General features: G+C 68.6%; 14 protein-coding genes and 1 tRNA gene. 14 read left to right on the top strand and 1 reads right to left on the bottom strand.

Annotated features, from left to right (window positions below; genetic code table 11):
* Window positions 1-175 precede the first annotated feature (175 nt).
* From ACVCMI_RS02670 to ACVCMI_RS02660, 3 genes are read left to right on the top strand one after another with little or no spacing between them, the layout of a single operon-like run.
* Window positions 176-730 (top strand): sigma-70 family RNA polymerase sigma factor, encoded by a 555-nt coding sequence (locus ACVCMI_RS02670; RefSeq protein ID WP_395120978.1) that lies wholly within the window; start codon window positions 176-178, stop codon window positions 728-730.
* On the top strand, window positions 727-1,389 hold the full coding sequence (locus ACVCMI_RS02665; protein ID WP_395120977.1) for a ChrR family anti-sigma-E factor: 663 nt from the start codon (window positions 727-729) through the stop codon (window positions 1,387-1,389). Before ACVCMI_RS02670 ends, ACVCMI_RS02665 begins: the two co-directional genes overlap by 4 nt.
* Window positions 1,390-1,411: 22 nt before the next feature.
* Complete coding sequence (locus ACVCMI_RS02660; protein ID WP_395121312.1) at window positions 1,412-2,821, top strand: cryptochrome/photolyase family protein; 1,410 nt, start codon at window positions 1,412-1,414, stop codon at window positions 2,819-2,821.
* 15 nt (window positions 2,822-2,836) lie between these two features.
* Here the strand turns inward: ACVCMI_RS02660 and ACVCMI_RS02655 are convergent, their stop codons facing one another.
* Window positions 2,837-3,910 carry a sensor domain-containing diguanylate cyclase gene (locus tag ACVCMI_RS02655; RefSeq protein ID WP_447097542.1) on the bottom strand — a complete coding sequence of 358 codons (1,074 nt, stop codon included), beginning with the start codon at window positions 3,908-3,910 and terminating at the stop codon, window positions 2,837-2,839.
* A 285-nt stretch (window positions 3,911-4,195) separates the two neighbouring features.
* On the opposite strand from ACVCMI_RS02655, the gene ACVCMI_RS02650 reads away from it, so the two are divergent.
* The 11 genes from ACVCMI_RS02650 to ACVCMI_RS02600 all read left to right on the top strand — a co-directional run bounded on the left by ACVCMI_RS02650 (window position 4,196) and on the right by ACVCMI_RS02600 (window position 12,663).
* On the top strand, window positions 4,196-5,194 hold the full coding sequence (locus ACVCMI_RS02650) for an acyl-CoA desaturase (RefSeq protein WP_447097543.1): 999 nt from the start codon (window positions 4,196-4,198) through the stop codon (window positions 5,192-5,194).
* Between the two features lie 3 nt (window positions 5,195-5,197).
* A complete protein-coding gene (locus ACVCMI_RS02645) occupies window positions 5,198-6,496 on the top strand; it encodes an NAD(P)/FAD-dependent oxidoreductase (protein ID WP_447097544.1) in 1,299 nt (432 codons plus the stop codon).
* The gene (locus ACVCMI_RS02640; RefSeq protein WP_395120973.1) at window positions 6,493-7,293 is read left to right on the top strand and encodes a DUF1365 domain-containing protein; all 801 of its coding nucleotides are present in this window, start codon (window positions 6,493-6,495) and stop codon (window positions 7,291-7,293) included. The genes ACVCMI_RS02645 and ACVCMI_RS02640 overlap by 4 nt, the downstream gene beginning before the upstream one ends.
* Before the next feature lie 23 nt (window positions 7,294-7,316).
* Entirely contained in the window at window positions 7,317-8,594 is a 1,278-nt protein-coding gene (locus tag ACVCMI_RS02635; RefSeq protein ID WP_447097545.1) for a class I SAM-dependent methyltransferase, read from the top strand.
* On the top strand, window positions 8,591-9,142 hold the full coding sequence (locus ACVCMI_RS02630) for a DUF2878 domain-containing protein (RefSeq protein ID WP_447097546.1): 552 nt from the start codon (window positions 8,591-8,593) through the stop codon (window positions 9,140-9,142). The genes ACVCMI_RS02635 and ACVCMI_RS02630 overlap by 4 nt, the downstream gene beginning before the upstream one ends.
* Entirely contained in the window at window positions 9,139-9,921 is a 783-nt protein-coding gene (locus tag ACVCMI_RS02625; RefSeq protein WP_447097547.1) for a DUF1295 domain-containing protein, read from the top strand. The genes ACVCMI_RS02630 and ACVCMI_RS02625 overlap by 4 nt, the downstream gene beginning before the upstream one ends.
* Window positions 9,918-11,033, top strand: coding sequence for an SAM-dependent methyltransferase (locus ACVCMI_RS02620; RefSeq protein WP_447097548.1), 1,116 nt, complete (start codon window positions 9,918-9,920; stop codon window positions 11,031-11,033). The genes ACVCMI_RS02625 and ACVCMI_RS02620 overlap by 4 nt, the downstream gene beginning before the upstream one ends.
* Entirely contained in the window at window positions 11,030-11,566 is a 537-nt protein-coding gene (locus ACVCMI_RS02615; RefSeq protein ID WP_395120968.1) for a lipocalin family protein, read from the top strand. The genes ACVCMI_RS02620 and ACVCMI_RS02615 overlap by 4 nt, the downstream gene beginning before the upstream one ends.
* 113 nt (window positions 11,567-11,679) lie before the next feature.
* Window positions 11,680-11,752 (top strand) — tRNA-Ile (locus ACVCMI_RS02610).
* A gap of 211 nt (window positions 11,753-11,963) precedes the next feature.
* Complete coding sequence (locus ACVCMI_RS02605) at window positions 11,964-12,302, top strand: CoA transferase (protein WP_447097549.1); 339 nt, start codon at window positions 11,964-11,966, stop codon at window positions 12,300-12,302.
* A 163-nt stretch (window positions 12,303-12,465) separates the two neighbouring features.
* Window positions 12,466-12,663 carry a CsbD family protein gene (locus ACVCMI_RS02600; RefSeq protein ID WP_395120959.1) on the top strand — a complete coding sequence of 66 codons (198 nt, stop codon included), beginning with the start codon at window positions 12,466-12,468 and terminating at the stop codon, window positions 12,661-12,663.
* Window positions 12,664-12,793 lie beyond the last annotated feature (130 nt).

Here is a 12,793-nt window from a genome sequence, read left to right as displayed (position 1 = left end):
TTGAATCCGAATGGCCGCGCCCGCCGTATGCCTGTGACAGGGAGCATGTCCGATCGTCGGGCATGTGGCCCCGGTCGCCAGCGGAAAGTTGCGTATGATGGGTCCGGATCGCTCTGCCACCGAGGTGACGCCCTTTCGGGCGATACGACCCGTGCCTGCCGCCGTGAACCACGCCATGCCTGACGCACGTTACTGGTCGACGCAGATGGCCGCCGTGTCCGCGCAGCGTGACCGCGCGAGTTTCATGCGCATCTTCGATCACTTCGCGCCACGCCTGCAGCGCTACCTGCGCAACCTCGGCGTGCCCGAATCGATCGCCGACGAGCTGGTGCAGGAGGCCTTGCTGACGCTGTGGCGCAAGGCCGCGATGTTCGATCCGGCGCGCGCCAGCCTCGCCACCTGGCTGTATCGCGTGGCGCGCAACCTCTACATCGACCACGTGCGCAGGGAACCGCACTGGTCGCCGATCCAGGAAGGCCTGGACCAGCTCGACCAGCTCGAATCCGGCCGGCTCGACTCGCAGCCCGAATCCTCCTTCGACCAGGACCTGTTGAAGCAGGCCATCGATCAACTTCCCCCGGTGCAGGCCAAGCTGGTTCGCATGTGTTACCTAGAAAGCAAAAGCCACAGCGAGATCGCGCGGGAGCTGGACATGCCGCTGGGCTCGGTCAAATCCTCGCTGCGGCGCTCGTTCGCCAAACTGCAGGGCAGCATGAGGGGCGCGCGATGAAGCCGAATCGTCACCTCGACGACGCCACCCTGATCGGCTATTCCGCCGGCGCCCTGCCCGCCGCGCTGGCGGTGGTTGCGGCGGCTCATCTGGAACGCTGCGCGGAGTGCCGCGCGCATCTGCGGGACGCCGACCAGATCGGCGGTGCCCTGCTGCAACAGCAACGCGCAGAAGGCCCGGCGGAGGATGCGCGCATCGCGATCCTGGCCCGGCTCGATGCCGAGCCGGAGACCGGGCAGGCGGCGTTGCCGCCCGAGGCCGTCGATGCCCGCGATCCCGATCGCCTGCCGCGCGCCCTGCACCCGTGGTTCGGCCAGTCCCTGCGCGCGTTGCGCTGGAAGCGCGTGGCGCCGGGCGTGCAGCGCATTCGCGCCGGCGGCATCGCTGGCGGCGACCTGATGCTGCTGCGCATCGCGCCAGGCAGCAAACTGCCTCTGCACAGCCACGGCGGCAGCGAGCTGACGATGATCCTGGACGGCGCCTACGACGACCTGCTCGGTCACTTCGGCCCCGGCGACGTGGCCGACCTGGACGGCGAAACCCTGCACCAGCCGGTGACCTCGCCCGGCGTGCCGTGCATCTGCGTGGCCGCCACCGATGCGCCGCTGAAGTTCTCCGGCTGGCTCGCGCGCACGCTGCAACCGCTGTTCGGCTTCTAGAACCGTGTCCGCGCGCGACGCGATGGACACGGCGCTGGTGCTGTTCCGGCGCGACCTGCGCCTCACCGACAACCCGGCGTGGAGCGCGGCCTGTACGCAACACGCACGGGTGCTGCCGGTCTTCATCCATGCCGATGACGACGCCGGCTCCACCGGCGCCGCCAGCCGCTGGTGGCTGCACCATTCGCTGTTGGCGCTGGACCACGACTTGCGCGATGCCGGCGCCGCCCTGCACCTGCGTCGTGGCGAGCCGCTGGGCACCCTGCGCGAGCTGATCGACCGCAGCGGTGCACGCACGGTGTACTGGAACCGCTTGTACGAGCCGGCCGCGATCGAGCGTGACACGCGCATCAAGAGCGCCCTGCAGGCCGACGGCGTCGCGGTGCACAGCCACAACGCCGCGTTGTGGTGCGAGCCATGGCAGATCGCCACTCAGCAAGGCCAGCCGTACAAGGTGTTCACGCCGTACTGGCGCAACCTGCGTGCGCAACTGCAGGCGACCGGACCGCTGCCCGCGCCACGCGTGCCGGGCTGGCGCGACTTGTCCGGCAGCCTGCCGCTGGCGGCACTCGAGCTGCTGCCGCGCATCGCCTGGGCCGATGGCCTGGCCGCCAGCTGGCAACCGGGCGAAGCCGGCGCGCAGGAGTTGCTGGAGATATTCGCCGACGACGCCATCGGCGACTACGCGCACGCACGCGACCTGCCCGCGCGCCATGGCACCTCGCGGCTGTCGCCACACCTGCACTTCGGCGAGATTTCGCCGCGGCAAATCCACTTCGAACTCGATCTTCGCGCCCGTGCCGCCGACGCCACACGCCGCCCCGACATCGAGCCGTATCTGCGCGAGCTGGGCTGGCGCGAATTCGCCCATCACCTGCTGTACCACTTTCCCCACACGCCCACCGACAACTTCAATCCGCGCTTCGACGATTTCCCGTGGGCGTCCGCGGATCAGGCCTTGCTGGAACGCTGGCAACGCGGCCGCACCGGCGTCCCGCTGGTCGACGCCGGCATGCGCGAGCTGTGGCACACCGGCTGGATGCACAACCGCGTGCGCATGGTCGTGGCCAGTTTCCTGACCAAGAACCTGCGCCAGCACTGGCAGCACGGCGCGCGCTGGTTCCGGGACACCCTGGTCGACGCGGACCTCGCCAACAACACGCTGGGCTGGCAGTGGGTGGCCGGCTGCGGCGCCGACGCGGCGCCCTACTTCCGCGTGTTCAACCCGGTGACGCAAGCACGCAAGTTCGATCCGGATGGCGCCTACCTGCGCCGCTGGTTGCCGGAACTGGCCGCTGCGCCCGCAGCGCTGCTCCACGAGCCGTGGAAGGACGCCGCCCTGCTTCAACGCAGCGGCTACCCCCCACCGATGGTCGATCTCGGCCAATCGCGCCAGCAGGCGCTGGATGCCTACGGCGCGCTTGCCCGCTGAGGCAGGGTTGGCTGCTCAGGTGTCGTCGCCGTCCGAGAGTGTCGCGCGGTCGCCACCGGCGGCCTTGCTGCGGTACAGCGCCCGGTCGGCGGCAGCGAGCAGCTCGTGACGCGAACCGTTCTTGCTGTGGGCGATGCCGATGCTGAGCGTGGAATCGACGCCCAGCCCGGCGGTAATCGCCGCAAAATTTTGCCGGATCAACTGCGCCCGGCTGACCAGTTCCTCGCCGCTGGCACTGCAGATGGCCATGGCAAATTCGTCACCGCCAAGGCGTGCAATCAAGTCCTCGCCGCGCACCGCCTGGCGAAGCGATGCACCGACGGCGGCCAGCACCTCGTTGCCCATGTGGTGACCCATCGTGTCGTTGATCGTCTTGAAGCGATCGGCGTCGATCAGCAGCACGCCGATGCCGTAATGAAGACGGCCGGAGCGCGCCAGCGTGTCCTCCCAGCGGGCGACGAACGCGCGCCGGTTCGGCAGGCCGGTGAGGTCGTCGGTATGCGCCAGGTGGGCCATGCGCTCGACTTCGACCGCGTTCCGGCTGGCCTCTTCGATTGCTTCCCGCGCCTCCTGCTCGGCAGCGGTTGCCCGTCTCAGCGCAAGGGTTTTCTCGAGCTCGATCTGCAGCAGCTGCTGCACGGCGTCGGCAATGCATTGCAAGGCCTCGACCTGGTCCCCGCTCAACCCGATCGGGCGGCGGCTGGCACTGCATACCGTGCCGATCGTGATGTCGCCAGCAAGGATCGGCACGGCGACGAAGCTCTTGATGCCCGCTGTCTGCGCGTCGCCCGTGGCCACCACGTCGCGGCCCACGTCCATGCTGGCCGCCTGGCCGGCGAGGAACATGGAGCGGCACATCGAGTCATGCCAGGCGGTCTGGCTTTTCTCGACGATCTGCAACTCCCCGGTGTTCAGGCTGAACAGCACGTCTTGCCGCTGCGCTTCCCAGTCAATCGCGGTCACGAAACTGGTTTCCATGCCGGTGATGTGCTGGACCACGCGCAGCAGGGGGCGAGACACGGTTTCCAGCGCCGACGATGGGTCGGCGATGGACTGCGGCCCGGGCAAGGCGAGATCGGTACTGGACATGCGAACTCCTTGGCTCACCCAAGGCGTGTCCTGCATGGATGCGGCAACGACTCGATTGGTGACCCCTTTTGCGATTTTTCACTCGTTGCGCAATGCGGTATCGGCACGGCCACGAAGATCTTGATGCTCGCTGCCTGCGCGTCGCCCGTCGCCGGCAAGGCGAGATCGGCACTGAACAGCACACGCCGCCGCGAGGTGGCGCGAACGACGGCTTCGCATCCGCATGCATCCGCGGCGCCATTCGCGCCGTATGTGTCATTGAACCGCTCACCGGATGTTTCCCTGATGGCCGCCCGATCGACATCGCCTGCAACGCCTTCGCCCCTCCAGGCACCTGCCGGTGGCCCCGTTGCGGTCGCGGAGCGCTCCTGGGCGGCCCGCACGCTGCGTCGCTGGTTCGACACCAGCACCGTGGTGGAGATCGACGAGAGCCGCGAGGACCGGATCGACTGGCTGCGCGCGGCACCGTTCGTCGCGATGCACCTTGCCTGCCTCGGGGTGATCCGGGTCGGCGTGTCGCCGGTCGCGTTGGGCGTGGCGGGCGCGCTCTACATGCTGCGCATGTTCGCGCTGACCGGGTTCTATCACCGCTATTTCTCGCATCGCACGTTCCAGACCTCGCGCGCAGTGCAGTTCGTGTTTGCGCTGATCGGTGCGTCCTGCGTGCAACGCGGACCGCTGTGGTGGGCGGCGCATCACCGGCAGCACCACCGGGTTGCGGACACGCCGGCCGATCCGCATTCGCCGCGCGTGCACGGCTTCCTGTGGAGCCATGTCGGCTGGTTCCTGACCCCGCGCAATTTCCGCACCGACCTGGCGCGCGTACCGGACCTGGCGAAGTATCCGGAGCTGCGCTGGCTGGATCGGTTCGACATCGCGGTGCCGCTGCTGCTGGCCATGGCGATGTACGGGCTGGGCGCGTTGCTGCAACACGTGGCGCCGCAGCTGGGCACCAGTGGCGGGCAGATGCTGGTGTGGGGTTTCTTCGTGTCCACCATCGTGTTGTTCCACGCCACGGTGACGATCAACTCGCTGGCGCATCGCTTCGGCCGTCGTCGTTACGCGACAAAGGACGACAGCCGCAACAACCTGTGGCTGGCGCTGCTGACGTTCGGCGAAGGCTGGCACAACAACCACCACTTCTTCCCCGGCTCCAGTCGCCAGGGCTTCCGCTGGTGGGAAGTCGACGTGACCTGGTACGGACTGAAGCTGATGGCGATGCTGGGCCTGGTGCGCGGGCTGAAACCGGTGCCGGCGTGGGTGCTGGCCAGGGCGGGGAGCTGAGCGATGCGCATCGCCGTGGTCGGGTCGGGCATCGCGGGGCTGGCATCGGCGTGGCTGCTGTCGCGCAAGCATGAGGTGACGCTGTTCGAGGCCAATGACTATTTCGGCGGGCACACCCATACGCACGAGGTGGAGCAGGCCGGAAAAAGCTACCGCATCGACAGCGGCTTCATCGTGCACAACCCGGCGCACTATCCGCTGCTGACGCGGATGTTCGCGCAGCTGGGCGTGGCCTCGCAGCCGACCACGATGAGCTTTTCGGTGCACAGCGAGGCCAGCGGGCTGGAGTACAACGCCACCACGCTGGACACGCTGTTCTGCCAGCGCCGCAACCTGCTGTCGCCGCGCTTCCTCGGCATGGTGCGCGACCTCGCCCGCTTCTACCGCGAGGCACCCGCGCTGTTGCTCACGCCCGAGGACACGACCAGCCTCGGCGATTACCTGCTGCAGCACGGTTACGGCACCGCGTTCCGCGACGAACATCTGATTCCGATGGCCTCGGCACTGTGGTCGTCGCCGCCCACGCAGATCCTGCAGTTTCCCGCGCGCTACCTGGTGCAGTTCATGGCCAACCACCAGATGCTGCAACTGGCCGGACGTCCGCAGTGGCGCGTGGTGAAGGGCGGCTCGTCGACCTACGTGGCGGCGTTGCGCGCGCACTGGCCGGTGCGCGAGCGGCTGCACTGCCCGGTGCATTCGATCCTGCGCCACGCCGGCGGCGTCGAGGTGTGCAGCGCGGCGGGCGTGGAGCATTTCGACCAGCTGGTGCTGGCCTGCCACAGCGACCAGGCGCTGCGCCTGCTGGGCGACGCGAACGAGCGCGAGCATTCGATCCTGGGCGCGATGACCTACCAGGCCAACGACACCGTGCTGCACACCGACGCCAGCGTGCTGCCGCGCCGGCGCAAGGCGTGGGCGGCCTGGAATGCGTGGCTGCCGCGCGATCCCGCCGCGCCGTGCACGGTCAGCTACTGCATGAACCTGCTGCAGGGCATCGCCTCGCCTGAGCCCTTCGTGGTCAGCCTGAATCGCAGCGAGGCAATCGACCCGGCCAAGGTCCTGGCGCGCATGCGCTACCACCATCCGGTTTACACCCGCGCCTCGGTGCAGGCGCAGGCGCGCAAGGCCGAAATCCAGGGCTGGCGCCGCACCTGGTTTGCCGGCGCGTACTGGGGCTGGGGTTTCCACGAGGACGGCATGCGCAGCGCGGTCGAGGTGGCTGCGTCGCTCGGCGTGCATTGGCCACCGGACCATGCGCCGGTGGCGACGCCCACTCCGCACCAGGCGGAGCTGATGGCGTGACGACGAAACCGGCCAGCTCGAAGCTGCGATTGGCCAGCGCCGTGTACGAAGGCGTGGTGCGCCACCGTCGGCATGAGCCGCACGCACACGCGTTCAGCTATCGCATGGCCCAGCTGTACCTGGACCTGGACGAGGTCGAGCGGATATTCGCCGAGCGCTGGCTGTGGTCGACCACGCATCGCAACCTGGCGCAGTTCCGCCGCAGCGACTACCTGGGACCGGCGACCCTGTCGCTGACCGATGCGGTGCGCCAGCGGGTGGAGCAAGCCACCGGCACGCGGCCGAGCGGTCCGATCCGCCTGCTCACCCACCTGCGTTACGCCGGCATGGTGTTCAACCCGGTCAGCTTCTACTACTGCTTCGCCGAGGATGGCGAAACCCTGCTGGCGGTGCTGGCCGAAATCACCAACACGCCGTGGAAGCAGCGCCACGCCTATGTGCTGCCGGTCGAGGACGCACAGGTGCATGGCCGCGCACTGCACTGGAACTTTGCCAAGACCTTCCACGTGTCGCCCTTCATGCCGATGGACTGCACCTACGACTGGCGCTTCACCGTGCCGGCCGAGGACCTGCGCGTGCACATGAACGTGATGCGCGAAGGCCGGCGCACGTTCGACGCCACGCTGAACCTGCGGCGCCTGCCGCTGACCGGCGCGTCGCTGGCGCGCGTGCTCTGGCGCTATCCGCTGATGACCGCCCAGGTGGTCGGCGCGATCCACTGGCATGCACTGCGGCTGTGGCTGAAGCGCAATCCGGTGCACGACCATCCGGCGCCGCCCGCGCGCCCTGCCGACTGAAACGAACGCTCCCGAGGTTTGCCATGAACGATATCGCCAGCACCCGTACCCGCGACGACGCCGCATTCGGCGGGCTCGATCGCTTCCTGCGCCGGCAACTGCTCGAGCGGATGCGCGGCCTGCGCCACGGCCGGCTGGTGCTGAGCGACGCCTGCGGCACGGCCGAGCTGGGTGAACCCGCCAGTGCGCAGCCCACGCTGCAGATCCACCTGCAGGTGCTGGACCCGGGCTTCTACCGCGCAGTGGCGCGCCATGGCAGCGTCGGCGCCGGCGAGTCGTACATGGACGGCCAGTGGCGCTGCGACAACCTGGTCGGCCTGATCCAGCTGCTGGTGCGCAACCGCGACCTGCTCGACGGGATGGAGAGCGGCGTGGCCCGGCTCGGCGGCATGGCGATGCGGCTGTGGCACGCGCTGCGTCGCAACACCCGCGACGGCAGCCGCCGCAACATCGCCGCGCACTATGACTTGGGCAACGATTTCTTCAGCCTGTTCCTCTCGGCGGACCTGATGTACTCCTCGGCGATCTGGAGCGACCCGGCCGACACGCTGGAAACCGCTTCCGCACGGAAGCTGGAGCGGATCTGCCGCCAGCTCGACCTCCAGCCCGCCGACCGGGTGATCGAGATCGGCACCGGCTGGGGCGGCTTCGCGCTGTACGCGGCGCAGCACTACGGCTGCCATGTCACCACCACCACGATCTCGCGCGAGCAGCATGCGCTGGCCAGCCAGCGCGTCGCCGAAGCCGGCATGCAGGGACACGTCACCGTGCTGCTGGAAGATTACCGCGACCTCGACGGCCAGTACGACAAGCTGGTCTCGATCGAGATGGTCGAGGCGATCGGCGCCCCGTATCTGGACGTCTATTTCGGCAAGCTCGGCCGCCTGCTGAAGCCGGAGGGCCTGGCGCTGGTGCAGGCGATCACCATCGAGGACCACCGCTACGCGCAGGCGTTGAGGTCGGTCGACTTCATCAAGCGCCACGTGTTTCCCGGCAGCTTCATCCCCTCGATCAGCGCACTGCTCGCGGCCAAGACCCGCGCCAGCGACCTGAGCCTGATCCGGCTGGAGGACTTCGGCAGTTCGTACGCGCAGACGCTCAAGGCATGGCGCGAGCGCTTCATGGCCCGCCTGCCGCAAGTGCGCGCGCAGGGCTTCGACGAACGTTTCGTGCGCCTGTGGGAGTTCTACCTGGCGTATTGCGAAGGCGGCTTCCGCGAACGCTCGATCGGCGTGGCGCACCTGTTGATGGCCAAGCCGGGTCATCGCCCTGCCGCATCGTCGCCGGGCCGGCCGGCATGAGTTTCTGGCTCAGCCTGATCGGCTACCAGGCCGTGTGGTTTGCCGCGGTGATCGGCGCAGGTCACGGGCTGGCGTGGCCGGGCGTGCTCGGCATGCTGGTCTACGCGCTGGTGCAGCTGGCCTGCGCCCGCAACCTCCGCGTCGATCTCGCCCTGATGGCCGCCGGGCTGGTGATGGGTTTCCTGCTGGACGGCACGCTCAGTCGGAGCGGGCTGGCCGATTACGCGGCCGGCTGGCCGAACCCGGCGCTGGCACCGGCGTGGATTCTCGCGCTGTGGGTGACCTTCGCGCTGACCTTCAGCCAGTCCCTGCGCTACCTGCAGACGCGGCTGTGGCTGGCGGCGCTGCTGGGGCTGGTCGGCGGTCCGCTGGCCTATCTGGGTGCGGCGCGCGGCTGGCAGGTGGTGACGTTTGCCGAACCGACGTGGCGCGCGCTGCTAACACTGGCGCTCGGCTGGGCGCTGGCGACACCGGCGCTGGCGTGGCTGGCGCGCCTCGGCCGCGCCTCGACGCAGCCGCGGCCGGCAACGCGGGGAGCCCGCGCATGAATCCCGGGTGGCAACTTCTGATCGTGTGGCTGCTGGCCGCGCTGATGATGACGCTGGGCTGGCAGTGGCAGCGCAGGCGCAGCAATGCGGGCATCGTCGACGTGCTGTGGGCGGCGGGCGTGGGCGGCAGCGCCGTCCTGCTGGCGCTCACCGGCAGCGGCGCGCCGTGGACACGCGCGATGCTGGCATGCCTCGGCGGCGCGTGGGGCCTGCGCTTGTCCCTGCACCTCTGGCGGCGCGTGCGTGGCGAAGCGGAGGACGGTCGCTATCGCAACCTGCGCGCGCACTGGCAGGGCGCGCAGTGGAAGTTCTTCGCCTTCTTCCAGTTCCAGGCCTTCCTGATCGTGTTGTTCGCGCTGCCGTTCGCGGCGGTCGCGCGCAACCCGCAGGCGTCCGCGCCGTGGCTGGCCGCGGCCGTTGCCATCTGGCTGCTGGGCGTGCTGGGCGAGTCGCTCGCCGATGCGCAACTGGCGCGCTTCCGCAACGACCCGGCCAACCGTGGCAAGACCTGCCGCGATGGCCTGTGGCGGTATTCGCGCCACCCGAACTACTTCTTCGAATGGCTGCACTGGTTCGCCTACGTCTGCCTGGCGATCGGTTCGCCGATCGGCTGGCTGGCGTGGTCCGGGCCGGTAGTCATGTACGTGTTCCTGCGCTGGATCAGCGGCGTGCCATACACCGAGGCACAGGCGCTGCGCACGCGCGGCGAGGATTACCGCGACTACCAGCGCACCACGGCGATGCTTATTCCATGGTTCCCCAGGAGGACCCCGCGATGACCACCCCCGCTTCCACCGAACTGGCCAGCGAGCGCCCGGCGCCAGGCCTGCTGGGCATGGCCGAACGCGGCCGCATCCCCGACGCGCTGTTGCGCCAGGGCATCCGCCGACTGTGTGCGCAACGCCTGCGCGAGGAACAGGCCGGCGGCCTGGACGCGCAGGCCGAGCGATATGCACAGCGCATCGAGATGCTGCGCCACAGCCCGGTGGCGATCCACACCGACGCGGCCAACGCGCAGCACTACGAGCTGCCGCCGGCGTTCTTCGAACTCTGCCTGGGCAAGCGCCTGAAGTATTCGTCCTGCTACTACCCGCGCGGCGACGAGTCGCTGGACCAGGCCGAGGAAGCGATGCTCAAGCTGTACGGCGAACGCGCCCAGCTCGCCGATGGCCAGTCGATACTGGAACTGGGCTGCGGCTGGGGCTCGCTGACCCTGTGGATGGCCGAGCATTTTCCGAGCGCGCGGATCACCGCGGTATCCAACTCCGCCCCGCAGCGCCAGCACATCGAGGCGCAATGCCGCCGACGTGGCCTGTTCAACGTGCAGGTGATCACCTGCGACGTCAACGCGCTGCAACTCGATCCGACGCAGTTCGACCGCTGCGTGTCGATCGAGATGTTCGAGCACATGCGCAACTACGAGACGCTGCTGAACCGCATCGCCGGCTGGCTGAAACCCGGCGGCAAGCTGTTCGTGCACATCTTCGCGCACCGCACGGCGATGTATCCGTTCGAGACCGAGGGCGACGACAACTGGATGGGCCGGCACTTCTTCACCGGCGGGCTGATGCCGGCGTCGGACACCTTGCTGTGGTTCCAGTCCGCGCTGCACATCGAGCAGCGCTGGCATGTCGACGGCACGCACTACCAGCGCACCGCCAACCACTGGCTGGCCAACCAGGATGCGCACCACGACGAGGTGATGAAGGTACTGGCGCAAGCCTACGGCAGCAAGGCCGCGCCGCTGTGGTTCCAGCGCTGGCGCATGTTCTGGATGTCCTGCGCCGAGCTGTTCGGCTACGCCGACGGCCAGCAGTGGCTGGTCGCGCACTACCGCTTCGTGCGCCCCGCGGTCGACACCCGCCCCTCGATCGCCGCGGAGACGCCATGAGAATCCTGACGACCTTTTTGCTGGCCTGCCTCATGCTGTTCAACGTCAACACTTTCGCCAGGGAGCTGCCGCCGATCACGCCGGTGGCCCATGTCGACCTGCCCCGCTTCATGGGCGACTGGTACGTGATCGCCACCATCCCCACCCGCTTCGAGAAGAACGCGTACAACGCGGTCGAGGTCTACACGCTGAGGCCCGATGGCAACGTCGCCACCTCGTTCCACTTCCGCAACGGCAGCTTCGACGGCGAACGCAAGGAGATCCACTCCACCGGCTTCGTCAAGCCCGGCACCGGCAACGCGGTGTGGGGCGTGCAGGTATTCTGGCCGCTGAAGGCGCAGTACATCGTGGCCTGGCTGAAGGACGACTACAGCCAGGTCATCGTGGCCCGCGATGCGCGCGACTACATGTGGGTGATGGCGCGCACGCCGACCATCGCGCAGGCCGACTACGACGCGCTGCTGGCGCGGGTGCAGGCGCTGGGCTACCCGATGGACAAGGTGCGCAAGGTGCCCCAGCAAGCCAGACAATGACCGGACAACCCGCCGCGCCTGCCAGGAAGCCCCGCCGACGCGGGGCTTCTTCGTTCCGGCGAAGGTCCGGCCTCGTGGGCGCGCCGCGCCCTACGGTAAACTCCCACGCTCGCGGGCCTATAGCTCAATGGTTAGAGCAGGGGACTCATAATCCCTTGGTTCCAGGTTCGAGTCCTGGTGGGCCCATTTCACGACATTCGGCACCCCGCCCGGGCAGGCGCGCACCGAGCGTCAGCGCATCGGGAAACCCGCCGCATCTACAGCGCCTCGCTGCTGCGCCACCGCCGCCGGTTCGATAGAAAAACTATCTTTTGAACATGGCGCATCGGCTCGATTGCCGTCGTGCCATGCCGCACACTGCCGCTCATGACGAGGATGGCGACAGGCGGGCAAGCCGATGCGTAGCAAGCTGTTCGTGCCCGGTGCACGGCCGGAGCACGCGGCGCTCGCCGCGCGCAGCGCGCTGGAATGGGAGGACCTGTTCGGCGACGAGGTACCGTGCGCCGCCGCGCGCCGGATCGAGGACATGTTCGACCACCCCCAAGTGCAATCGCAGGGCATCATCGACACCTTCGAGCACCCGCTGGTGGGCCGTTACCGCGGCGTCGCCCAGTCGATCCGCTTCGGCCGCACGCCGGGACCGGCGCCGTTTGCCGCGCCGGTGCTGGACCAGGACACCGCCGCCGTGATCGCCGCGCTCGAGGACGATGCCGACAGCGCATTCGGCAAACGCTGATCCGGCGCGGCAGGCGCACCCGCGACCTGCCCATCATGAACGCCCCCGCCCCCTCTACACGAACTGACGACCCGCCGCTCACACGGATTCCGGAGAGTGGGTGGCGCGGGAGGGTTTCCCCCGGAAGCCCCCGCCGCGAGTCCCCAACACGGAGTCGACACACATGAACAACGACCGCATCCAAGGCAACTGGAAACAGCTCACCGGCAAGATCAAGGCCAAGTGGGGCGACCTGACCGACGACGACCTGACCCGTGCCGAGGGCAACACCGAATACCTGGTGGGCAAGGTGCAGGAGCGTTACGGCATCGCCCGCGACGAGGCGCAGCGCCAGGTGAAGGAGTTCGAGCGCACGCTGTAATCGCCGCGCCGGTTCGCGGCAGGGCCAGCTTCGCATCGGCCCTGCCGCGTTCAGCCCTCTCGCGTCGGCTGCGGCACCTCCAGCGAGCCTTCCTCGCGGTCGCGGTACAGCGCGGGCCGGCAGTTCGAAC

This window comes from Rhodanobacter sp. UC4448_H15, from assembly GCF_052978265.1.
Note: the sequence above shows the minus strand (reverse complement) of the source record. Positions and strands in the feature narration are given on the sequence as shown.